Annotated in this window: 21 protein-coding genes; all 21 read left to right on the top strand. The window is 49.1% G+C overall.

Annotated features, from left to right (window positions below; translation table 11 throughout):
• The first annotated feature begins 408 nt into the window (after positions 1-408).
• The 21 genes from FYJ65_RS04460 to tsaD all read left to right on the top strand — a co-directional run bounded on the left by FYJ65_RS04460 (position 409) and on the right by tsaD (position 24,604).
• Complete coding sequence (locus FYJ65_RS04460) at positions 409-1,869, top strand: aminoacyl-histidine dipeptidase (protein ID WP_154554160.1); 1,461 nt, start codon at positions 409-411, stop codon at positions 1,867-1,869.
• 56 nt (positions 1,870-1,925) lie between these two features.
• Positions 1,926-3,386, top strand: a complete 1,461-nt coding sequence (locus FYJ65_RS04455) for an aminoacyl-histidine dipeptidase (RefSeq protein WP_154554159.1) — start codon at positions 1,926-1,928, stop codon at positions 3,384-3,386.
• A gap of 243 nt (positions 3,387-3,629) precedes the next feature.
• Positions 3,630-4,589, top strand: a complete 960-nt coding sequence (locus tag FYJ65_RS04450; protein WP_154554158.1) for a hypothetical protein — start codon at positions 3,630-3,632, stop codon at positions 4,587-4,589.
• Positions 4,574-5,320 carry a hypothetical protein gene (locus tag FYJ65_RS04445; protein WP_154554157.1) on the top strand — a complete coding sequence of 249 codons (747 nt, stop codon included), beginning with the start codon at positions 4,574-4,576 and terminating at the stop codon, positions 5,318-5,320. Before FYJ65_RS04450 ends, FYJ65_RS04445 begins: the two co-directional genes overlap by 16 nt.
• Positions 5,321-5,348: 28 nt before the next feature.
• Complete coding sequence (locus tag FYJ65_RS04440; protein ID WP_154554156.1) at positions 5,349-5,825, top strand: low molecular weight protein-tyrosine-phosphatase; 477 nt, start codon at positions 5,349-5,351, stop codon at positions 5,823-5,825.
• A gap of 40 nt (positions 5,826-5,865) precedes the next feature.
• The gene (locus tag FYJ65_RS04435; RefSeq protein ID WP_154554155.1) at positions 5,866-7,599 is read left to right on the top strand and encodes an ABC transporter ATP-binding protein; all 1,734 of its coding nucleotides are present in this window, start codon (positions 5,866-5,868) and stop codon (positions 7,597-7,599) included.
• Positions 7,583-9,247 carry an ABC transporter ATP-binding protein gene (locus tag FYJ65_RS04430; protein ID WP_277671930.1) on the top strand — a complete coding sequence of 555 codons (1,665 nt, stop codon included), beginning with the start codon at positions 7,583-7,585 and terminating at the stop codon, positions 9,245-9,247. Before FYJ65_RS04435 ends, FYJ65_RS04430 begins: the two co-directional genes overlap by 17 nt.
• 146 nt (positions 9,248-9,393) lie before the next feature.
• Positions 9,394-9,639, top strand: a complete 246-nt coding sequence (locus FYJ65_RS04425; protein WP_154554153.1) for a hypothetical protein — start codon at positions 9,394-9,396, stop codon at positions 9,637-9,639.
• Between the two features lie 17 nt (positions 9,640-9,656).
• Positions 9,657-11,270, top strand: a complete 1,614-nt coding sequence (gene metG / locus FYJ65_RS04420) for a methionine--tRNA ligase (protein WP_287795607.1) — start codon at positions 9,657-9,659, stop codon at positions 11,268-11,270.
• Positions 11,271-11,342: 72 nt separating this feature from the next.
• Entirely contained in the window at positions 11,343-12,188 is an 846-nt protein-coding gene (locus FYJ65_RS04415; RefSeq protein ID WP_206157309.1) for a TatD family hydrolase, read from the top strand.
• Positions 12,139-13,656: a tRNA lysidine(34) synthetase TilS gene (gene tilS, locus FYJ65_RS04410; RefSeq protein WP_154554150.1), complete on the top strand. Its 1,518-nt coding sequence runs from the start codon at positions 12,139-12,141 to the stop codon at positions 13,654-13,656. Before FYJ65_RS04415 ends, tilS begins: the two co-directional genes overlap by 50 nt.
• 68 nt (positions 13,657-13,724) lie before the next feature.
• Positions 13,725-15,866: an ATP-dependent zinc metalloprotease FtsH gene (gene ftsH, locus FYJ65_RS04405; RefSeq protein ID WP_154554149.1), complete on the top strand. Its 2,142-nt coding sequence runs from the start codon at positions 13,725-13,727 to the stop codon at positions 15,864-15,866.
• A gap of 14 nt (positions 15,867-15,880) precedes the next feature.
• Positions 15,881-17,452, top strand: a complete 1,572-nt coding sequence (locus FYJ65_RS04400) for a PucR family transcriptional regulator ligand-binding domain-containing protein (RefSeq protein ID WP_154554148.1) — start codon at positions 15,881-15,883, stop codon at positions 17,450-17,452.
• 1 nt (position 17,453) lies between these two features.
• The gene (locus tag FYJ65_RS04395) at positions 17,454-18,254 is read left to right on the top strand and encodes a type III pantothenate kinase (protein ID WP_154554147.1); all 801 of its coding nucleotides are present in this window, start codon (positions 17,454-17,456) and stop codon (positions 18,252-18,254) included.
• 6 nt (positions 18,255-18,260) lie between these two features.
• Entirely contained in the window at positions 18,261-19,211 is a 951-nt protein-coding gene (gene dusB / locus FYJ65_RS04390; protein ID WP_334296004.1) for a tRNA dihydrouridine synthase DusB, read from the top strand.
• A 28-nt stretch (positions 19,212-19,239) separates the two neighbouring features.
• Positions 19,240-20,457 carry an ABC transporter substrate-binding protein gene (locus tag FYJ65_RS04385; protein ID WP_154554145.1) on the top strand — a complete coding sequence of 406 codons (1,218 nt, stop codon included), beginning with the start codon at positions 19,240-19,242 and terminating at the stop codon, positions 20,455-20,457.
• 25 nt (positions 20,458-20,482) lie between these two features.
• Positions 20,483-21,925: a dipeptidase PepV gene (gene pepV, locus FYJ65_RS04380; protein ID WP_154554144.1), complete on the top strand. Its 1,443-nt coding sequence runs from the start codon at positions 20,483-20,485 to the stop codon at positions 21,923-21,925.
• A gap of 8 nt (positions 21,926-21,933) precedes the next feature.
• Positions 21,934-22,392, top strand: coding sequence for a tRNA (adenosine(37)-N6)-threonylcarbamoyltransferase complex ATPase subunit type 1 TsaE (gene tsaE, locus FYJ65_RS04375; protein WP_154554143.1), 459 nt, complete (start codon positions 21,934-21,936; stop codon positions 22,390-22,392).
• Entirely contained in the window at positions 22,380-23,111 is a 732-nt protein-coding gene (tsaB, locus tag FYJ65_RS04370; RefSeq protein ID WP_206157307.1) for a tRNA (adenosine(37)-N6)-threonylcarbamoyltransferase complex dimerization subunit type 1 TsaB, read from the top strand. Before tsaE ends, tsaB begins: the two co-directional genes overlap by 13 nt.
• Positions 23,104-23,571, top strand: coding sequence for a ribosomal protein S18-alanine N-acetyltransferase (gene rimI, locus FYJ65_RS04365; RefSeq protein ID WP_154554141.1), 468 nt, complete (start codon positions 23,104-23,106; stop codon positions 23,569-23,571). The genes tsaB and rimI overlap by 8 nt, the downstream gene beginning before the upstream one ends.
• 16 nt (positions 23,572-23,587) lie before the next feature.
• Complete coding sequence (gene tsaD / locus FYJ65_RS04360) at positions 23,588-24,604, top strand: tRNA (adenosine(37)-N6)-threonylcarbamoyltransferase complex transferase subunit TsaD (RefSeq protein ID WP_154554140.1); 1,017 nt, start codon at positions 23,588-23,590, stop codon at positions 24,602-24,604.
• The last annotated feature ends 6 nt before the right edge of the window (positions 24,605-24,610 follow it).

Raw genomic sequence — 24,610 nt, 5'->3', positions numbered from 1 at the left:
AAGATCGCAGGGCTCACGGCGGACCATTAGCCTGTAGGTAACCAATCCACGAATAACAGAGTGGCCACATGCCGGGAACTGTTAAATCAAAGCTCTTTCCAGATGCTGTCAAGAAAATACAAATGTGACATGCCGGGAGATGAAACTTTCTTGTAATCGCCTCTTGACAACGGTCACTTCATAACAGGCTTTCGAAACCGGTATCGAAATCGGTCAGAGCCAGAACTAATTGAAATAGTTAATAACGATCAAAGGGAAGTCGCAATGCTGCGGCTTCTCTTTTTTTACATTGACAGAAAAAATGCCATTTGATACACTGATGTCAGCACTGAAATGGAACGGTGTTTCTCTGTGCAGAACTAAAAGAGGCACAGGGGGAGTATTAAGATTATTTTGGAGGAGTAAAATATGGAGCGTATGATTCCGAAGGATTTGGAACCGCAGATAGTACTTGAAATTTTTGAGGAAATCAGCAGGATTCCGAGAGCCTCCGGCCACGAAGAAGAAATCAGCGATTGGCTGATGGCATTTGCAGACAAGTATCACTTGAGCAGCGTCCGGGATAAGAAGGGAAATGTCCTGATTCGCAAGCCGGGCACGCCGGGAAAGGAAGACCATCCGGGGGTGATTCTTCAGTCCCACATGGATATGGTCTGTGAGAAGATAAAGGGGTCCGCTCACAATTTTCTGAAGGATCCGATTCAAATTACCGTGGAGGGAGATAAGATTATGGCAAAGGAGACCACTCTGGGTGCGGATAACGGCATCGGATTGGCTCTTTCGCTGGCGATTCTCACTTTGGAGGATGCACCGCATCCTCCGCTGGAAGTGTTGGTGACTGTGGATGAAGAAATCGGTCTCACCGGTGCGGAAGAATTCGATGCATCGCAGCTGACCGGAAATTATTTTGTCAATATGGATTCCGCCGATGAGGGAATCTTTGTGGCCGGAAGTGCCGGCGGTCCGACTATCAGTGCGGATATTCCGGTAACCCGGAAGACTCCGGAAGCGGAGCAGGAAGCATATCGCCTGAGCATTGACGGACTTCTGGGAGGACACTCCGGAGAAGACATTCACCGCCACCGGGGCAATGCCAACAAGTTGCTGTTCCGTCTCCTGGATGCACTGGAGCGGAAGGGCGATATGGAGTTGGTTTCCGTTCAAGGAGGCATGGCCGGCAATGCCATTCCCCGTTCCGCCGAAGCGGTGGTGATGATTCCGGCAAAGGATAAGCAGACTTTCCTGGATGAGGTGGAAAGATATTACGGTATTTATAAAGAGGAGTATCGGGTGGGCGATCCGGATCTCATCGTTACATTCGAGCCGTGGGAAGAAGCGGTTTCTGAGGTATTCACCAAGGAAGCGATGGATCGCGTAATCGATTTCGGTGTATTCTGTGAGAACGGAATCCTTCGGATGTGCCCGGATGTGGAGGGCGTAGTGGAATCCTCCAATAACCTGGGGTGCGTGACCACGGATGATGAAAAGGTGACGTTCGTTTTCGTCACACGAAGCTTTGTGGAAAGCATGTATCAGACGATGGTGCTGAATATCGACCGTTTGGCAAGAAATGCCGGGGGAAGCAGCCACAAGGATTACGACTGTCTGGAATGGGCGTACGAACCGGAAAGTGAAATCCGGGATCTTTTCGTTGAAGTATATCAGGAACTCTTCCACAAAAAGGCGAAGGGCATTCCGGTGCACACCGGTCTGGAGTGCGGAATCATTGCGAAGAACATGGGCCGAAAGGTGGATATGATTTCCATCGGACCGGAAACCAAGGAACTGCACAAGCCGGGAGAATGGTTTAGCATCTCCTCTACACAGAGATATTGGAAGCTGCTACAGGAGGTTTTGAAACGCTTATAGTATTCATAGGGGAAGCTGTGAGGGGACAGCGAAGAATATTTGAAGGAGGTACAGATATGGAGCGCATGATTCCGAAAGGATTGGAGCCGGAAGCGGTATATGAGATTTTTGAAGAAATCAGCAGAATTCCGAGGGCTTCCAGACACGAAGAGCAGATTAGCAATTGGTTGGTGAGTTTTGCGGAGCGGTATCACCTGGACAGCGTGCAGGATGAGATGGGAAATGTTCTGATTCGCAAGCCGGGCACGCCGGGAAAGGAAGATCATCCGGCGGTGATTCTTCAGTCTCATATGGATATGGTATGTGAGAAGATACCGGAATCCGATCACGACTTTATGAAGGATCCGATTCGGATAACCGTTGAGGGGGACAAGATTACGGCTAAGGAAACCACGCTTGGAGCAGATAACGGTCTGGGTCTGTCGCTTTCTTTGGCGATTCTGACATTGGAAGATGCGCCACATCCGCCGCTGGAGGTGCTGGTGACGGTGGACGAAGAGCTGGGATTGACCGGCGCGGAAAAGTTCGATGCGACTCAGCTAAAAGGAGAATACTTTATCAATACGGATTCCGGGACGGAAGGTGTTTTCACCGTGGGAAGTGCCGGGGGTCCAACCATCAGTGCGGAGGTTCCGGTTACGTGGACCTCGCCGAAGGAAGGTGCGGTGCCGTATCGCCTGTGCATTGACGGACTTCTGGGCGGACATTCCGGTGGAGATATTCACCGCGTTCGGGGAAATGCCAACAAACTTCTGTTCCGACTACTGGATGCCCTGGAGCGAAAAGGTGATTTTGAGGTGGCGAACCTTCGCGGAGGAATGGCGGGGAATGCCATCCCGCGGGAAGCGGAAGCCATTCTGATGGTTCCGTCCGAGAATCTAGAGGCTTTCCGGGAAGAAGTAAAAAAATATTACGATATTTACAAAGCGGAGTACCGGGTAAGCGATCCGGGCATTATCGTGAGCTTTGAGCCTTATGAGGAAACGGTTTCTAAGGTGTTCGACCGGAAGTCTATGGATGGCGCAATTGATTTTGGGGTATTCTGCGAAAATGGAATTTTGCGGATGTTCCCGGATGTAGAGGGCGTGGTGGAATCCTCCAATAATCTGGGATGCGTCATCACGGACGAAGAAAAGGTGACCTTTGTCTTTGTTACTCGGAGCTTTGTGGCAAGTATGTATGAGACCATGGTGCTGAATATCGACCGACTGGCAAGAAATGTGGGCGGAAGCAGCCACAAGGATTACGATTGCCTGGAATGGCCGTACGAACCGGACAGCGCGATTCGAAAGCTGTTCATCGATGTGTATCGGGAGCTTTTTGACGAAGAGGCCATCGGCATCCCGGCTCACATCGGATTGGAGTGCGGAATCATCGCACAGAATATGGGCCGAAAGGTGGATATGATTTCCATCGGCCCGGAAACCAAGGAATTGCACAAACCGGGAGAATGGTTCAGTATTTCCTCCACACAGAAGTACTGGAAACTGCTGCAGGAGGTTCTGAAGCGCTTATAGAGATTATTAGTCAATGTGGGAGCTGCGAAATCGCAGCTCCTTTTTAAGAACGTGAATAGAAATGCAGAATTTACACCTTTGGAAGATCGGATCGGTATAGTTAGAATAGGAAGGCGTGAGATGAATCTTACGTCTTTTTTTCTTGGAGTTTATGTAAGCATATATTACTTGAAAAATCAAATAATATATGATAAATTATAAATGTGACGTAAAAAGAGTCACGATTATAAAAAGGTGATTGATATGAAAGAATTTTTGGAAAAAACATTACGGCAAAATGTAATAATGACGGAGAATAAAGAGGTGTATAAAAAGCTCCCGTTAGCATATCGTGGAAGATATGATATTTTTACGGTAGAGACAAATGGTGTATTATGGATGGCTATTCATCCCACAGATAATGTCGGACTTGTTATGTTACGTAGAGACAGAGCTGGCGTGGAAAAAATGACAGGATTAAATTGTGCAATATTTCTTGATCGAACAACTTTTTATATAAAAGAAAAGATGATGGAAGAAGGAATTCCTTTTGTAATAGAAGGAAAGCAGGTATTTCTTCCATTTATTGGATATTTGTTGAGTAAGGAAAATGAAAGAGAATTGGCACCGGTTTATCTGATTTCATTTTTGACGCAAAAAATGCTTCTGATGGCTATTTATGAACGATGGAATGAAGTGAAAGTATCTGATGCAGCAAAACGAATAGGAGTGTCAACAAAATCTGCAAGCCGGTGTTTTGATGAACTGGAATATTTAAATATTGATGTGTTGGGCATGAAAGGTAAATCAAGAGTAATAAATATTCCGAATGACCGAAAACAAGTATGGCAGCAAATTGAAAATGTATTAAGAAATCCGGTGATTCGAAGATTTGTTCTGAGAGAAGATATGAAACTAGAAAAGAAAGCAGGTATTTCTGCTTTGTGTGAGTATTCTCTTTTGTCAGATAATGTTTATCCTACTTATGCAGTAACAAAGAAAGAGTTGAAAGATAGTGCAGTGAAAGTGGAAAAACAAGTGAGTGAATTGGATGAAATTGGCTGTGTTGTTTTGGAACTGGGATATTTTATTGATTTTTTAGGAAAAGGATTTCAAGATCCTTTGAGCGTAGTATTGTCACTTACAGGAGAAGAGCAAGAAGAGGAACGGGTAGATATTTCTATTAATGAGATGTTGGAGGAATATGTATGGTCAAAGGATTAGATACATTTCAGAAGTACTTTGCAGATTATGAAGAACAGTATGTTTTAATAGGTGGCGCAGCCTGTGATATTTTATTTGAAAGCAATGAAGTAAATTTCAGGGCTACAAGAGATCTGGATATGGTTTTGATTGTTGAAGCACTAACTCCGGAGTTTGGAGAAAAATTTTGGAAGTTTATCGTTGATGGAAAATATAGAAACAAAGCGACAAACGGTAGCAATCCTCAATTTTATAGGTTTGATAAACCAGAAGACGATGAATTTCCGAAAATGATTGAATTGTTTTGTAGAAGTGATTTTAAATTAAAAAATGCAAAAGGAATTACTCCAATTCATATTGATGATGAAGTCTCCAGTTTGTCTGCAGTTCTTCTGAATGATGATTACTATAAGGCACTACTCAATGGAAAAGAAGTGAGAAATGGACTTTCTGTTTTAAGACCGGAATATATCATTCTTTTTAAAGCAAAAGCGTATCTTGATTTGCAAAAGCGAAAAGATTCAGGAGAAAAAGTGGATTCCAGTGACATAAGGAAGCATAAAAAAGATGTTTTGCGTATTGCTTCGGAGCTTATGCTTGAAAAAGTAGAAGAATTGCCGATAGCAGTAGATGCCGATATACATAGTTTTATTGACTTGTTGGAGCAGGAACCATTTGATCAAAATTCATTGAAAAGATATGGGCTAAAAAATGAGAATGTTGTAGAATTATTGAAACGAGTATTCGGGTAAAAACTAAGAACTGCGAGGTTATGCAACAATGATAAAAATCCTATTCATCTGCCACGGCAATATCTGTCGCAGCACGATGGCTCAAAGCGTGATGCAGCACTTGGTAGACTGCAGGGGTCTTTCCTCGGATTTCCGGATTGATTCCGCCGCTACCAGTCGGGAAGAAATTGGAAATCCGGTTCATCCCGGAACGGTGCGAAAGTTAAAGAAGGAGCATATTCCCGTAATTCCACACCGGGCGGTACAGATGAAACCTTCGGATTACGATGAATACGATTATCTGATTGGAATGGATTCCGCAAACATTCGAAATATGAAGCGGATTGTCGGAGGTGACTCGGCGGGAAAGATTTTTCTTTTATTGGATTTCGCTCAAGGGCAGGGAGATATTGCGGATCCATGGTACACCGGAAATTTTGAAGATACTTATCGGGATGTAAGGCAAGGATGTGAGGGCCTTATGGAGTTTTTGTTGCGCGAAGAAGGAGGAGCGAACGATGAGTAGTACCATAATTAAATTAAGACGGAACGCAACCGAGTAGGATATGGCAAAGTTTCAATCGGATAGAATCCTTTCCTATTTCCGAGTGGAATGGCGTGCATTGCTGGTGGTGACGCTGTCCGGCCTTTTCTATAATCTGGGTTTGCTTTCCGGACCGTGGTTTGAAGGTCAGATGACCGGATGTCTGGTGAATATCTTGAACGGAACCGGAGAATATCACGATATGATACGGCTGGTTCTGGGATATGTGGGTGCAATTCTCATTGTGCAGGGCGCCAGATATATCAAACGGTTCTATGTGCGTCGTTTTGCCAATAACGTCAAGCGCCGGATGAAAGGCATCCTCTATGGGAATCTGGTGGTAAAGAGTCGCACCGAACTTCAGGAAGAAGGAAAAGGGGATATTTTAATCAAAGCCATTCTGGACGTGGACGATTGTGCGGAAGGGATGCGGAAATTCACGACGGAAATATTTGATACGGGCGTGGCCTTGGCGGCATATACCGGGATGTTGCTCCGGTATGATTGGCGCCTTTCTTTGCTTTGCCTGATTTTTCCGCCGATTTCCTATTGTATCGCAGAGAAGATGAAGAATGTCGTCCAGCGGACCGGCGAGGCGTACAAGAAGGAATCCGGTGTGCTGAGTGCCGCCACGTTGGATCGAGGTGAAAATGCCATCACCTATCGCGTGTTCGGCTGTGAAAATAATCGGCGGAACGCTTACGAAGAGAACCTGAATGCGTATGAAATATCGGCGGTAAAAGCAAGTATTTGGAGCACCGTAATGCCACCGATTTACCGGATTATTTCCACGGCCGGCGTCATTTTCATTCTGTACTTTGGCCGGCGGAACGTAGTGGGGACCGGATGGTGCACCTGGGATATTGCTGCCTTTACCACATTTCTGTCTTGCTTCTTGAAGCTCTCTGTGAAATCCTCTTCCGCTGCAAAACTATTCAACGCAGTGCACAAAGCACAGGTTTCCTGGGAACGGATTCGTCCCTTAATGAAATCGGCGGACGAAAGAGAGAATCGGATAGTGCAGAAACCCGGAAATCTTTCCGTAGATCGTTTGTCGTTTGCTTATCCCGATGGAAAAAGAATTCTGGAGGATATTTCTTTCTCCGCGAAACCGGGAGAAGTCATCGGGATTACCGGTGCAGTAGCATCGGGAAAATCCACTTTGGGAAAGGTCTTTCTCTGCGAACATCCATATGGCGGATCGATGCGATTCGCAGGATTGGAACTGCAGACTTCGGAAGATGCGGATCGAAAAGGCATTGTGGGATATATGGGCCACGATCCGGAGCTGTTCTGCGATACCGTTGCTGACAACATCAAACTGGGAGATTCGAAAGACTGTATGCCGTATGTGAAAGCCGTATGCCTGGAGCGGGAAGTGGCGGACATGGAAGAGGGGGTGGAAACGCTGATTGGGTCCGGTGGCCTTCGGCTGTCGGGAGGACAGGCTCAGCGCCTTGCCTTGGCGAGAATCCTCTATCACCGAAAGCCGCTGCTGATTCTGGACGATCCATTTTCCGCCTTGGACAGAAATACGGAACGGGAGGTATTCCGAAATCTTCGGAATATGACGAAGGATTCCGTCGTGCTGCTGATTTCTCACAGGCTGTATCTGTTTCCGGAACTGGACAAGGTGCTTTGGCTGGAGAACGGATGCGGAACGTTCGGAACCCATGACGAATTGATTGAATCCGTGCCGAAATATGCGGAGCTATATGAGGCACAGACAGGAGGTCGTAGTGGGGAAGAGCAATAGAACGATCGAAAAGAAGAATTCGGTTTGGGCGGTAATTTTTCGTACCACGAAAGAGCATAAAGCGCTGTCCGGCGGGCTTTTTTGTGCCACAATCGGTGCAATCCTGACCACGCTTCTTCCGCCGCTGGTGCTTGCCCGAATTATCGATGGCATTACCAGAGAACAGGGGCTGTCCGCGATGCTTATTTTATCCTATTTCGGATTCCTGGCGTGTACCGGACTGTTGGAAGCGACTCGAGAGGCATTGTTGACGGTGTTCGGACAGAAAATGACGCATGCGCTTCGCAGCAGCTTGATGGAGAAATTCACGAATCTTACCACTGAAGGCATTACACGACAAGAGCCGGGGGTGCTGGTTTCCCGATTCATCGGAGATGTGGACACGGTGGAGAATCTTTTTACTTCCGGCATCGTCAGCATGGTTGCCGACAGCTGCAAAATCATCAGCATTCTGGTAGTAATTCGGTACCGGAATCCGGGCCTTGCGCTGCTGCTGGTTCTTTTGCTGCCGGGGATTTTCGCATTTACAAGATATGTTCAGAAAAACACATTGGCGGCCGAAATTTCCAATCGAAAGGCGGTGGCGCGTGCGTCGGGACACGTGCCGGAAACCCTTCATAACATTCGTACCGTTCATTGTCTGGGAAAAGAAAGGTATATGAAGGAGCGATATGATGGATACATTACCGACAGTTACCGGGCACTGGAAAAAACAAATTTCTACGATTCCGTATATTCACCGGTGATTCTGATTCTCAATGCGGTAGTGGTTGCGATGATTATGATGCTCTCCGCTTCCGGTAATTCGAAGGTTCTGATGTTTTTCGGAATGTCGGCGGGAACTGCGGTGGCGGTGATGAATTATATTTCTCAGATCTTTGCGCCGGTGGAAAGTTTGGGAATGGAGATTCAGACCATTCAGACGGCTATGGCCGGAATTCACCGAATTAATGAATTTTTCGAGATGGAAGAAATTGGGGAAATTGAAGAACGTGCACCAAACTCGGGAGAAAACATTGAACGAAAAGTTCCGCTGCTGGAATTCGATCACGTTACCTTTGGCTATGATGAACACATTGTATTGAAAGATATGACTTTCCGGGTGGAAGAAGGGGAGCAGGTGACTCTTTCCGGTCGCACCGGCGCGGGAAAAAGCACGATTTTCAAGCTTCTTCTGGGACTGTACTCTCCCGAGGCGGGGGAAGTGCTGGTAAGCGGTATTCCTGCAACAAAGGTACCGCCGTCAGAAAAAAGAAAATGGTTTGGCTATGTGGAACAATCCTATCACATGGTGCCGGGAACCGTGGCGGAGCAGATTACGTTATACGATGAATCCGTTTCCCGAGAGCAGGTGAAAAGGGCAGCTCGCCTTGCCGGATTGGATTCGGAAATCGAAACGCTGGAAGAGGGCTATGATACCCGGTGCGTCCCGGAATTGTTTTCGCAGGGTCAGTGGCAGCTTCTGTCAATTGCAAGGGCAATCGTGGCGGAACCGAAGATTCTTCTTCTGGATGAAATCACGGCCAATCTGGATGCAGAAACCGAGCATCAAGTGATGCAGGCATTGAAGCGAGCATCGGAGAAACGAACGGTAGTTGCCATTTCCCATCGCGTATCCGGGGAGATGGGTCGGGTCATTAATATTTGAGAAAAGCAATCGGGTCGCTTAGCATTAAAGCGAAGCGATTCAAGATGGAAATCCGCAGGTTCAAACCTTGAATAAATGGTTCATATTGGGTATAATGAGGCTAAGTTTTTATCTACAGAAAAGTAGTGGCATAAAGGAGGTACATCATGACCTTGAAGAAAAGAAATACAGCGAAGATGAGGGAAATCATGACGGAGCAGGACATTGCGGCTGCAAAAGCAATAAGACGGAAGAAGGCGGCGAAGCTGGGAATGCGGATTGCCGGTGTCAGCATGCTGGCAGGTGCACTTCTGGTTGTTACCACCAAAAAGATTTTTGACGAAATCTTCCTGGAAGACGACTGGTCGGATGTGGACTGGGGCGAAGAGGATGACGATTACATCATCGACTAATCGCCAAAAAGAATAGCATAGAAAGGTTAAGGGAAATGTCGGAATACAAGGGAACATATTATATTACTACACCAATTTATTATCCAAGTGCGAAACTGCATATCGGACACACCTACTGCACCGTAATGGCGGATGCCATGGCTCGGTTCAAGAGACTCAGCGGATACGATGTGCGCTTCCTCACCGGGACGGATGAACACGGACAGAAGATTGAGAAATGTGCGGAAGAAGCTCAGGTCACACCGAAAGAATACGTAGACGGTGTGGTGGAAACCATTCTGAGACTCTGGGATAAGATGGAAATCAGCTACGATGATTTCATTCGGACCACGGAGCCGCGTCATATCAAGAGAGTACAGAACATCTTCATGAAGATGTACGAGAATGGAGACATCTACAAGGGCAAGTACGAAGGCTGGTACTGCACTCCGTGTGAATCCTACTGGCCGGAATCTCAGCTGGTAGACGGAAAGTGCCCGGACTGCGGTCGTGAAGTGAAGAAGATGAGCGAAGATGCGTACTTCTTCCGTCTGTCCAAGTACAGCGATGCGCTGCTGGATAATTTCCGGAACAACCCGGATTTTTTGCAGCCGGAAGCGCGCAGAAATGAAATGATTTCCTTTGTGGAGCAGGGTCTGGAAGATCTTTGCATTTCCCGTTCCACCTTCGACTGGGGAATCCCGGTTCCGATTGACGAAGAACACGTCATCTACGTATGGCTGGATGCGCTGTCCAACTACATCACCGCTTTGGGATATTCGGAAGACGATGAACTGTACAAGAAGTACTGGCCGGTGGATGTCCACCTGGTGGGCAAGGAAATCGTGCGTTTCCACTCCATCATTTGGCCGGCAATGCTTATGTCCCTGAAGGAACCGCTGCCGAAGCAGGTGCTGGGACACGGATGGCTGCTGATTGACGGCGGAAAGATGTCCAAGTCCAAGGGCAACGTGGTGGATCCGGAAATCCTCATCGACCGCTACGGCATCGATGCGCTGAAGTACTTCTTGCTGAGAGAGTACACCTTCGGTCAGGACGGCGTCTACACCAATGAGATTATGCTGAAGCGCCTCAACTACGATCTGGCCAATGACCTGGGGAACTTGCTGTCCAGAACCGTATCCATGATTATGAAGTACAACGATGGTGTGGTTCCGGAAGCAACAACGAAGGATGAGATTGACGAAGAGCTGCAGGAGATGGCAACAACCGCCGGCAACCGGGTGGAAGATAAGATGGATACCTTCCAGTTCAACATGGCGCTGGATGAAATCTGGGCAATCGTTCGCAGAGCGAATAAGTATATCGACGAGAAGACCCCGTGGATTCTGGCAAAGGATCCGGAGCGGAAGGCAGAGCTGGATACCGTTCTTCGGAACCTGGTAGAAGCACTGAGAATCGTTTCCATCCTGATAATCCCATACATGCACACCACTTCGGAGCGCATGAGAGAACAGCTGGGACTGGCGGACGTGGAAGCAAAATGGGAGGATGCTTTTACCTTCTATCAGATGGATGGCTGCAAGGTGCAGAAGGGAGAGGTTCTTTTCCCGCGTCTCGATATCGAGAAGGAATTGGAAGCGCTGTCTCAGATTCGTCAGGAAAAGGTTGCTACGAAGAACAAAAAATAGATATCGCATAACAGAGAGAACGGGTCTTGAGAGCATGCATCTCGAGACCCTTTTTTCAACATGAGGGGAAATATGATATTCGACGCACATACACATTTGAATTTTGAGGGCTTTGACGAGGAAGAGCGGGCGCAGCGGGCGGAAGAAATCGCCGCATCGGATGTTGGAATCATCATCGACGCAGGCGACTCGGTGGCATCTTCCCGGAAGGCCATTGAGGATGCGGAAACGTATTCCTGGTGCTATGCAGCGGTGGGCATCCATCCGGAGCATGCGGCGGAATACACGGAGGAGGATCTGACACGCATTGAAGAGATGCTGGCACATCGTAAAGTGCAGGCGCTTGGAGAAATCGGGCTGGATTTCCATTATGGCAAGGACACGAAAGAAGAACAGATTGAGTTGTTCCGGAAGCAGCTTCGGATTGGCATGAGCCATCAGGTGCCGGTGATGATTCATACACGAGATGCCAATCAGCTGACACTGGACATACTGAAAGAGGAAGGCTTGTTCTCGGAAGAGCGAAAGGCGGCTTTCCCGACGCGGCTGAATGCAAGCGGACAGCCGGTTCCGGATGCCCGGGTGCAGCTCCACTGCTTCTCTGGATCGGCGGAATTGGCCAAGGAATACGTGGCTTTGGGGGCCACTATTTCCATCGGCGGACCGGTGACCTTCAAAAACGGCCGGAAGACGGTGGAAGTGGTAAAGCAGGTTCCTATCGAATTTATCATGACGGAAACCGATGCGCCGTACCTTACGCCGGAACCCTTCCGGGGACGGCCGAACCGGTCGCCGTATATCGAACATATCATTCGGCGAATTGCATTGATTAAAGATATGGAATACGAAGCGGCGGAAGAAATTCTCTATGCCAACGGCTGCCGATTCTTCGATATCCCAAGGGACGAGAAAGAGTAACGAAGGGGACGAAAGGACCATGGACGGACTGGTAAAAAGAGTACAGCAAGGCGGATTGGTTCCGAAAAACAGCACGGTGATTCTGGGATTGTCCGGGGGACCGGACTCGCTGACCTTGCTTCATATTTTAAAGGAGCTGGAATCTCCGGAAAATCTGAATATCGTTCCCGTTCACGTGAACCATCAACTGCGGGAGAACGCCGACAGTGAAGAGCGCCATGCGGCAGAAATTTGCAGGGAATGGAATCTGCCCTGCCGAGTTCGCCGAATCGACTGCCGAAGCATTGCCCGGGCGCAGAAGTGTTCGGTGGAAGAGGCGGGACGTACGGCACGATACCGGATTTTCGACGAAGTGGCGGAGGAACTTCTGCAGGAAGGTGTTCCGAAGGAGCGCATTCGCATCGCCCTGGCTCACAACGCAGACGATCAGTGCGAAACCCTGCTGCAGCGCATCGTGCGAGGCACCGGAATCCGAGGACTGGCGGGAATCCCCTCCACCCGACGCGATGAAAAGGGATATGCCATCGTCCGGCCGCTGCTTTCCACTTCCCGAAAGGAAATTGAAGACTATGCAGCGGAGCACGCGCTGCGCCCCAACTACGACGAAAGCAACGATAGCGTGGAGTACACCCGGAACCGAATTCGCCGGGAGCTGATTCCCTATCTGGAGAAATATTTCAACCCCGGGGTCAAAGAGGCATTGCAAAGCCTGGCGGAAATTGCCGGCCCGGAAGAGAATTACATGGAGGAGCAAGCCCGAACCGCTCTCGCCGCGCTTCAACGGGAAGCACCGCAGGACGAACGGATTCTGGATGCAAACGGACTTCGGGTCCTGCATTCGGCGATAATCCGCCGGGTGGTGGCCCAAGTGATTCGAGAATGCAGCGGAGACGAAAATCTCCGGTACACCATCGTGGAGAACGTCCTGAACATCCTGAAGTCGGAGAATCCCTCCGCATCTGTGAACCTGCCCGGGGGCTGGCGGGCGGAGCGCCGCTATGAGGAGCTGGTGTTTCGAAAAGTGGCACCGGATGACGAACACGCGATGGAAGGGCGGCATCACTTACGGGTGCAGGTCCTAAAAAAAGACTCCGCGGCCTTCGAGGACGTCCGAAATGCTCAAAAGGAAATTGTGCCGTGTGCGGTGCTGGACTACGATAAGCTTTGCCGGGAATATCCGGAGCCGGAAAAAAAGCTGATGCTGAGAACCCGAAAAGCCGGAGACCGAATTGGCATCGCCGGCGGAAAGCACAAGAAAATCCAGGATTACATGGTGGACCGAAAAATCCCAAAGGAGTATCGGGATTGGCTGGAGATGATCGCAATCGGTAGAGAAATACTTTGGATTCTTCCGAATTCCGGAATCCCAAATGAAGTGGAACAGAAGAAGGGAAGAATTTCACAAAAGTATCAGATTGAGGAAGGGTCGAAAGCGTTTTTATTTCTTGAAATCACCGATTGCCTATGATAAAATAACCTAGCAGTTTGTGTAAATAAACAAATTTTATTGTTATCGATAGAAAGGGAATCATCAAATTGAAACGAGCAAGCAAGAACTTCGGTATTTATTTACTTATCTTCATGATTGTTTTGGGTGCAGCCTACCTGTATCGGGGAATGGACAACCCGGCTTCGAAGAAGGAGATTAAATTCTCCCAGTTCGTGGAACAGCTGGACGGTAAGAAATATGAATCTTTGAACATTACAGATCGGAAACTCAGCGGAACGAAGAAGAACGGCAACGTAGAGTTTGCCTATGCGCCTTCGGTAGTTGAAATCAGCTGGGTGGAAGAGCATTACATCAATTCCATGTTGGAGAAGCACCAGATTACGCTGGAAAGCGATCCGCCGGAAAGCAGCGTGAACTTCTTCTCGCTGCTGCCGACGATTATTATGGTGGTGGCGCTGATTTTCCTGTTCTACTTTATGATGAGCCAGGGCGGGAACAACAAGGCCTTCCAGTTCGGAAAGAATCGGGCAAAGCTGTATAAGGATAACGGAAAGAGCATTACCTTTAAGGATGTAGCCGGCCTCAAGGAGGAAAAGGAAGAGCTTCAGGAAATTGTAGACTTCTTAAGAAATCCGGGAAAGTACTCCCAGCTGGGAGCCAGAATTCCGAAAGGTGTGCTGATGGTGGGTAATCCTGGTACCGGTAAAACCTACATTTCCAAGGCCACTGCAGGTGAAGCGGGTGTACCGTTCTTTACGATTTCCGGTTCGGACTTCGTGGAGATGTTCGTTGGTGTCGGCGCTTCCCGTGTCCGTGACCTCTTCGAGCAGGCAAAGAAGAATGCACCGTGCATTATTTTTATCGATGAGATTGATGCCGTAGGACGGAAGAGAGGTGCCGGCCTGGGCGGCGGAAACGACGAAAGAGAACAGACCCTGAACCAGCTGCTGGTGGAGATGGACGGATTTGACGAAAACGCCGGAATTATCATCCTGGCAGCCACCAACCGTCCGGATGTTCTGGATCCGGCGCTGCTGAGACCGGGACGTTTTGACCGCCAGATTGTCATCGGCATGCCGGATGTAAAGGCAAGAGAAGAAATTTTCAAGGTACACACGAAGAATAAACCGCTGGCAGAGGACGTGTCTCTGGAAGTTCTGGCTAAGAGAACACCGGGATTCTCTCCGGCGGATATCGAGAATCTGGTAAATGAGGCAGCGTTGTTGACCGCACGCCGTAACGGCACCAAGATTCGCATGGATGAAATCGAGGAAGCAACTACAAAGGTCATTGCGGGACCGCAGAAGAAATCTCGGATGATTTCTGAAGAGGAACGAAAGCTGACGGCATACCACGAAGCCGGACATGCGGTGGTGATGAAGTCCCTGCCGAAGTCGGATCCGGTTCATCAGATTACCATTATTCCAAGAGGAATGGCCGGTGGATTCACCATGTCTCTGCCGGAAAAGGATCAGTTCTTTGAGACCAAGGGCAACATGCTGAATTCCATCAAGCATCTGCTGGGCGGCCGTGTAGCGGAACAGCTGAAGCTGGATGACATCAGCACTGGAGCCAGCAACGACTTGGAGCGCGCAACTCAGATTGCTCGTTCCATGATTACGGAATACGGATTCAGCGAGAAGCTGGGACCGGTAAGCTTCAATTCCGGCGGAGAAGTGTTCCTGGGCAAGGATTTCTCCACCCGCCAGAATTATTCGGAAACCATTGCATCGGAAATCGATATGGAAATCCGTTCCATTCTGGAAGACAGCTATGCGGAAACCATTCGGATTCTGCAGGAGCATGATGATGCTTTGGAAAGGGTGGCTCAGGCGCTGCTTCTGGTAGAGACCCTGGACGGAACCCAGTTCGAAGCGCTGTACGATGGAACCGTTACACCGGAAGAACTGCAGGCTCAGGTACAGGCGGAAGAAGAAGAAAGAGAGAAGCGGAATGCTGCTGAAGCGGAAGAAAGCGCTCGTCTGGAAGCGGAGCGGAAGGCAGCGGAAGAAGCCCGCATGGAAGAATTAAAGCAGTCCATTATGGGATCCGAGGAAGAGATGACCCCTGCCAAAGAAGAAATTCTTAAGGCGCTTTTGAAAGCCGGCGAGGCAGCGGAGGCGATGAAGACCAAGGACGAGAATTCATCCCGGGAAGAGACTCACGAAATTGAACGCAATTCCGAATGCGATTCTGAAGAGAAGGATAACGAAACGGAAGAAAAGTAGAGGGGTGTGAAAAGATGAAAATTACAGTCGAGGATTGTCTAAGGTTAGACGCGTTTAGAAACAGTACTGTAGAATCTTGCATGAGAAAAAGCGACCGGCGAGTTCGTTCGGTATCGGTTTTTGATGAAAATAATCTGGAAGCCGGCGTGGAGCGAAACGGCGTGCCGGAACAGATGGTGTTAACTCATTTTTGGCAGATTAAGGACGATGTGGAAGCACAGTGCCGTGTAATCTCCGGATTTGGCAGAAAGCAAATTGCCACGCTGGTGGTGTTCCTGAACGAGCACGGTGTTCGTGCGCTGGACAGCCGCGTAATCAAAGCGGCAGAGGAGAGCGGCCTTCTGGTGATTACCATTGCGGATGAAGGCGAGCTGACTTACGCCATGGTAATCGAACAGGTGATGGACAAAATCCTCTACGGACATAACTACAGCGATAACCTGCTGAACAATACCATTTATCATCTGCTGAACTTTGAAAAGCACAGCAATTTCCAAAGCGCGCTCAAGGAGGCAGCGGTACACAACGACTACCAGGTGGTTCTGATGACGCTGGAGTTCAATCCGATTCTCACGATTGAGACCCGTCATAAGGAGACCATCGAGAATGCCATCAATGTGGCCAAAAGAAGGGATATCACCCATTCATCGGTATTCACTCAGGTGGAGATTTCGGATGTAATTACCTATTGGGGAATTATCGATATCAACGGTGAAAAACACATTCTCATGATTGTGGATGATAATGATAACTACTCTGCCGTAGAGATTACGAAGCTGGCAGAGGTAATTGAACTGGCGATGGGAATGTGGAAGTATACTCCGGAGAGAGATTCCAGAGCCGAATTCATCAAAGCCGCAATTCGAAACGATCTGTCCTTCTGCTATACGCTGGTAGATGAAGCGGACATGAAGAATAAGATTTTCCTCAGCTCCTTCTATGCCAACGGAATCGATAATTCGGATTTCATCGATATTATCGATGAATATAAGATGAAATATAACCTGGGTATTCTTCCGCTGGTGGAGCAGAACGAGTTTTACGGCTTGATTTATGTCAGCGCTTCGGAGGAAAAACCAATGGCATTGAAGAACGCTTGTCTGGACATGTTCGACGCGCTGAAAGCCGGAAAGCCGAATGTTCGGATTTTCCATTCCACAGGAATCGAGAATTTGGACAATGCGGTAGAAGGATTTAAGCTGATTAACGAAACCTGGAACTACGTGGAAACCGTATTCCCATACAAACGTGTTTTTACAAAATATGAAATGTCCATGGTTTGCAACTGCATGGATATTATCCTGCAAAGCAGCAGCCTGAAGAAGATGTATCTGGATCTGCTGGAACCGTTCAGCAGAGAAGTTTCTTCCAACAAAGGAAAACTGTTGCTGGAAACCCTGGAGACTTTTGTGCTGGATGCCAGCATGAACAGCAACAAGACGGCAGAATTTATGAGCATTCATAATAATACGGTACAGTATCGTCTGAAGCGAATTAATGAAATTCTGGGCGCAGAAATGACCGGTAACCGGATTATTCCGGGTTTGACGATGGCATTGGCATTGAGAAGACTGGAGGATCAATAGGATGCTTCTGACAGTGGATGTTGGGAATACAAATGTTGTACTGGGGGTTTTTAAGAATCGAAAGATGATCGGCAGCTGGAGAATGGCTACCGACAACAAGCGAAGCGCGGATGAATACGGCGTCATTATCGATCAGATGTTTCGCCATGACGGAATCAGTCCGAAGGACATTGACGATGCTATTATCTCAACGGTAGTGCCGTCACTGCTGTTTACACTGCAGCACATGTGCCTGAAGTATTTTAACATCACGCCGCTGGTGGTGGAGACGGGAATTAAAACCGGCTTAAAGATTAAATGCGACGACCCTCGTCAGATTGGTTCGGACCGAATTGTGAATGCGGTGGCCGCTCATGCGAAATATGACGGACCGCTGATTGTGGTGGACTTCGGAACGGCGACCACATTCTGCGTGGTAACAGAGGATGCGGAGTTCCTGGGCGGTGCGATTGCACCGGGAATTAAGACCTCGGCGACGGCGCTCTTTGAGCACACGGCGAAGCTGCCGAATGTGGATCTGGAAACACCGAATCGTGTTATCTGCAAGAATACCATTGAAAATATGCAGGCGGGTCTGATTTTCGGTCAGATGGGTCTGGCAGAACGAATCATCGAGGGCATGAAGAAGGAACTGGTGTCGGATTACGGAAAAAAATACGAGGACATCAAGGTTATCGCTACCGGTGGTATGGCGACCATGGTAGATAGCGGGGTCTCCTGTATCGATGTAATCGATCGGCGATTGACATTGGATGGTCTCGTTGAGGTTTACGAGAAGAATAAAGCAGTAAGAAAGAAATAGAATATGTTGAATATTGGTGGAATTGAACTCCGAAACCCCTTTATGTTGGCTCCCCTTGCGGGCATCACCGATGCGGTGATGCGTTCCCTGTGCGAAGAGCAGGGGGCGGCGCTGACCTATACGGAAATGGTCAGTGCAAAGGGTTTGTATTACGGAGACCGAAAAACACCGAAGCTCTTGTACATTCCGGAAAATGCCGGACCAACCGGAGTTCAGATATTCGGCAGCGAACCGGACATTATCGGTGAAGCAGCCCGGATGCTGAATTCCGGCTTGAACTGTTTTTTGGATATCAACATGGGATGTCCGGTACCAAAGGTTGTACGGAACGGAGACGGAGCGGCACTGATGCGGAATCCGGATCGGATATACGATATTGTGACTGCGGCGGTGAAGAACAGCGACAAGCCGGTGACGGTAAAGATGCGAAAGGGATTCGACGATGAGTCGGTGAATGCGGTAGAATGCGCAAAGGCGGCGGAGGCGGCCGGCGCAGCAGCGGTCACCGTTCATGGACGAACTCGGGAGCAGTATTATCAGGGAACGGCGGATTGGAGCATTATTCGCCGGGTGAAAGAAAACGTGATGATACCGGTAATCGGAAACGGAGATGTGAATTGTGGCGAAGACGCGCTCCGGATGATGAAGGAAACCGGTTGTGACGGCGTGATGATTGCGCGGGGATCTCTGGGAAATCCATGGATTTTCAAGGACCTTCTCGCGGCATATAACGGAGAGCCTTACACGGCTCCCACTTGGAAAGAACGATCAGAAATGATGATTCGTCACTACGAAGGTTTGGTGACCCTGAAGGGTGAATATTCTGCGGTGCGGGAGATGAGAAAGCACGTGGGCTGGTATACGAAAGGCTATCCCGGTGCGGCAAAGCTGCGCGGCCGCGTGAACGACATTACAGATGGGGAAGAATTGAAAGAGGTACTAAGACTTGAAAATTAGCAGAACAGCTATAAAAACAATCTGTCTCATGCTTACATTTACGGCAGTGCTTATGCTGTCCGGTTGTACCAGTTATGATAATTTTCGCCGGACATTCATCGATAAGGAGACGGAGGATTCCAACGTCATCTACGTTGGCGTATTTGAACCGGAAAGCGGACAGTATAAGAACGTTGGTAAAGAGGAAATCAAGGGAATTCAGCTGGCCCACAGCATGTACAGCAATGTAAAAGGCGTGCGGGTGGAACTGGTCCGAATCGATACCGAATCCGACACCAATACGGCGAAGGCGGCAATTGAGAGTTTAATCAAGCTGAATCCGGTAGCGATTATCGGGAGTGCGGAAGAAGCGAATTCCATGATTGCCGCGGAAGAAGCGAGGAAGGCGAAAATTCCGATGATTACCCCTTCGGCCAGCAACCCGCTGATTACGGAAAACAATCCGTATGCGTTCCGTGCCTGCATTACATATGACCAGAGAGGCACCGGTCTGGCGGAATACACCATCAAAGAGCTTTCCGCCAAGAAGGTTGCCATCATTACCATTCAGAATGACAGTACCCAGGAAAAGATGCGGTCGGCATTCAAGGCTCGCCTTCGGAAAGAGGGAAAGAAGTCCGGACCGGAGGTGGTACTGGATGAATCCATCGGAATAGATGAGTTCAATATGGTGAAGTTGGCAAAGCAAATTCAGAAATCCGGGGCAGAAGTGGTATTCTCGCCAATCGGTCTGGAGAAGGCGGATCTTCTGTATCATCAAATTGAAAAAAGAAATATGACGAATATTCGATTCCTGGGAAATCAGGAGTGGCTGACGGAAGATTTTCTGAAGATGAAAGAGAAACATCCGCAGATTAAGATTTCCTTCACATCCGATAACGTACTGAATTCCGGCGGCACCGCGGAGACGGGATTTACCGCTGAAACCCAGCGGTTCCTGGTGAAATATGCGAATCGGTATGGACAGCGGGACATTCCGACTCAGAATACGGTACTGGGGTATGATGCATATATGCTTACCATCAATGCAATTAACAATGCCCGAAGCTTGAAACCGACGGATATTCGAGATGCTTTGGCCGACACGAAGGACTTGCGCTGCGCTACCGGTGTGTTTAACTTCGATCAGGATGGGAATCCGGTGCGCCGGGTGAACATTTCTACCGTAAGAGATGGGAAACTGGTTTCCGCATACGTCACGAAATCGAAAACGAAGGCAGACAGCATGAAGAAAATTGAACACTAATTAGAAATCGATGAAATGAGGAATTATGGTTTACAGAGAAATACTCGAAAAGAATAAAGCGGAGATGCTGGAAAAGCTCCAAGAGCTGGTTCGCATTCGCAGCGTCCGGACGGAGCCTTGTCGGAGTCCGGAGGGCGAAGTGTATCCATTTGGCGCCGGCGTGGAAGAAGCATATCAATACACCTTGAAGCTGGGAAAGGAACTGGGCTTCGAGGTAAAGGACTGGGATCACTACTGCGGTCATATTGAATGGAAATCCGAGAATCCGGATGCTCAAATTTTCGGTATTGCCGGCCATCTGGATATCGTTCCGGAGGGTGATGGTTGGACCTTCGATCCTTATGCTGCTGAAATCGCCGATGGCTGGATGCTCGGCCGCGGCACTTTGGACGACAAGGGACCGGTTATTGCCTGCTTGTACGGAATGAAAGCCCTCAAGGAAGCGGGATATCGTCCGACCGATACCATTCGACTGATCCTGGGGCTGGATGAGGAAACCGGACGGGACAGCGTGCACTACTATCTGGAAAAGGATCGGATGCCGGATTACGGCATTACTCCGGACGGAGAGTTTCCGCTGACCAACGGAGAGATGGGAAATATGAAGTTCCAGCTGGCATCTCGGATGAAGAAGTATTCCCCGAAAGAAGGACTGGTTCTGTCGAAAATTAACGGCGGCCTTGCCCCGAATATCGTTCCGCGAACCGCAAAGGCGGTGGTGGCATCAGGAGACAATGGGGAATATGACACGATTCGCACGAAGGCAGAAGCCTTTGCGGAGGAAACCGGATACAATCTGAAAACCCGAAAGGTGGGAACTTCGCTGGCCATTGAAGCCACCGGAATCAGCGCCCACGGTGCCGATCCGCACAAGGGCCTGAACGCCATCAGCATTCTGATGGCCTTCTTGGGAAGATTGGATTTCGTCAGCGATGAAGTTACCGAATGGATTCGATATTATAATGAGCACATCGGATTCAACCTTCACGGAGAGAATATGGAATGTGCATTCCAAGATGAACCATCCGGCAAACTGATTTGCAACGTGGGAATGATGGAACTGAGCAACGATGTGGCGACCGTCACATTGAATGTTCGTTATCCGATCAGCTATACCTCAGAGAATGTTTACGAAGGGGTAGAGAAAACCCTGGAAGGAACGAATATTGGGCTAATTAAGAAGGGGGACGACAAGCCGGCTTACGTACCGGTGGACGATCCGTTCATTCAGACCTTGTGTTCCGTATACGTGGAGGAAACCGGCGACGAAGAGAACAAGCCGTTCGTGGATCGAGGCGGCACTTACGCCAAAGTGTTCCGACGGATGGTTGCGTTCGGTGCGCTGTTCCCGGGGGAAGAAGACCGGATGCATCAGCCGGATGAACGTCTCAGCATCGAGGCTCTGATGAAGATGACGCGAATTTACACGGCTATGATGGAAAAACTTTGTATGGAAACGGAAGCTTAAAGCAATCTATGAGAGAAGAAATCAGGAAGAAATTAGAAGAGAAGAATAATTTCAACTGGACGGTTCACAATGAGCTCGAGACCCGGGATTTCGGCCTCGAGCTTTCATCGTACCTGAAGCCGGGAGATGTTCTGGCGCTGGAGGGAGATCTTGGAACCGGAAAGACCACTCTGACGAAGTACATAGCGGAAGGGCTGGGCATTCACGAGAATATCAGCAGCCCGACTTTCAACATTGTAAAAGAACATCGAAGCGGCCGGATTCCACTGTTCCACTTCGATGCGTACCGCCTTGGTTCCGGGGACGAACTGCTGGATATCGGGGCGGAAGACTATTTTTACGGAGACGGAATCAGTATTGTGGAATGGTCGGACATTGTGGAAGATATCCTGCCGGAGGATTCCCTGTTGATTCGAATCCGCTATGGAGAGAAAGAAGGAGAGCGAATTTATCAATGCATATTCTAGCACTTGAGACTACCGGTAAGTACGGATCGGCCGCAGTGATCGATCAAGAAGGAAATTGCTGGACGGCCTCTTCTTCCGATGTGATGAATCATCTGAAGGACATCATCACGCTGACGGAAGAATGCCTTCGGAACGCCGGTATTGAAAAAACAGATTTGACGCATATCGGAGCCTCTGTGGGTCCGGGATCCTTTACGGGAATTCGAATCGGCGTCACGACGGCCCGAACTTTGGGACAGGTTCTGAATCTCCCCTGCGTCTCGGTGTCCACCTTGGAAGCCATGGCGTATCAGGGAATGGAGAACAGCAGCGGGGAGAAATACATCTGCCCGATTATCAACGCCCGGAGACACCAGACCTATGCCGGACTGTGGAAGGCCACAACGGACGGACCGGAGCCGATTCTTCCGGAGAAACAGTATATGATTGAAGGTCTGCTGAACGAAATCCGGAAGCTGGAGGGACCGGTATTCTTCACCGGAGACGGAATTGATGCCTACCGGGACATTATTTCCACGGAGCTCTCGGAGGAAATGTATGCCTTTGCACCGGAATCGGTTCGGTATCAGAACGGAAAAAGTGCAGCGCAGGTGGCACTTCGCCGGGTACAATCCGGGGAGACGGTTTCCTACGAGAAACTGATTCCGAACTACATGCGCAAAAGCGAAGCCGAGATGCGGCTGGAATCGGGTACACTGAGCAGTAAGATACATGGATAATACGCGAAAAGAAATACCGTTATTGATTCGTCCGGCGGCTTCGGAAGATATTTCCGATATCGCTTATCTGGAAGAAATCACCTTTCCCATCCCCTGGAGTTTGGAGTCCATTCGTCACGACGTGGAGGAAAACGAATTGGCCACGGTTATCGTTGCGGAATGGAACGGAAGTTTTGCCGGGTACATGGATGTGTGGCAGATTGCCGGAGAAGGGCAGCTGAACAACATTGCCGTGGCGCCGGAATACCGGGGCCGAGGCATTGGTCGGAAGATGATGGATTACATGATACGATGGCTGACGCAGGATGATAATGAAGAATTCAGTCTGGAAGTTCGGGAATCCAACGCACCGGCGATTCACCTTTATGAGAAGCTGGGTTTTGAGGTCATCGGACGCCGGGAGAAGTACTATATCGATAACGGAGAAGACGCATTGCTGATGCGCAAAATTTTAAAATAGAGAATGAGATGATGTTATGAAGAATGGAAAACATATCACCCTTGGAATTGAATCCAGCTGTGATGAAACCGCAATCGGTATCGTTGCCGACGGCCGAGAAGTATTGGCCAATGTGATTTCATCCCAGATTGATATTCACACCGCATTTGGCGGGGTAGTCCCGGAAATTGCATCCAGGCGGCACCTGGAGAATATTAACGGGGTGCTGTCCCAGGCTTTGGAGGAAGCGCAGATTACCATCAATGAGGTGGATTTAGTCGGCGTTACCTACGGGCCGGGTTTGGTGGGCGCGCTGCTGGTGGGCGTAGCGGCCGCCAAAGCAATATCTTTTGCCAAGGATATTCCGTTGGTGGCGGTGAATCACATGCACGGGCATATTGCGGCCAATTACGTGGAATATCCGGAACTGGAGCCGCCTTTTATGGGACTGGTGGTGTCCGGCGGTCATACGAATATCGTTTTTGTAAAGGATTACAATCAATGCGAAACCCTGGGAGAAACCCGAGATGATGCGGCGGGAGAAGCCTTTGACAAGGTGGCCCGGGTTATTGGGCTGGGGTATCCCGGCGGACCAAAAGTGGATCGGGCCGCAAAGGAGGGAGATCCCCACGCCATCGAATTCAAGCGGGTGTATCTGGAGCCGGGGAGCTACGACTTTAGCTTTAGCGGGTTGAAAACGGCAGCCCTGAACCACATCAATTCCTGCAGACAGGCGGGAAAAGAAATCAATGTGGCGGACATGGCCGCCAGCTTCCAGGAAGCGGTGGTGGAAGTCATCGTGAACAAAGCGATATCCGCAGCCCGGGAATTCGGGCAGAATCGAATCGTTATGGCCGGCGGCGTGGCCTCCAACTCACGTCTTCGGGAGATGATTCGGGAAGAAGGAGAGAAATACGGAATTCAAGTAATGCAGCCGCGGCCGCTGTACTGCACGGACAACGGCGTGATGATTGCGTGTTCCGCTTATTACAAAATGAAGAAAGGAGAATTTGCCGGTCCGGATCTGGATGCGATTCCGGGCTTGGAATTCTAGATTACA

It is taken from the genome of Mogibacterium kristiansenii (assembly GCF_009695905.1).
In the GTDB taxonomy this organism is placed as follows: Bacteria; Bacillota; Clostridia; order Peptostreptococcales; family Anaerovoracaceae; genus Mogibacterium_A; species Mogibacterium_A kristiansenii.
Note: the sequence above shows the minus strand (reverse complement) of the source record. Positions and strands in the feature narration are given on the sequence as shown.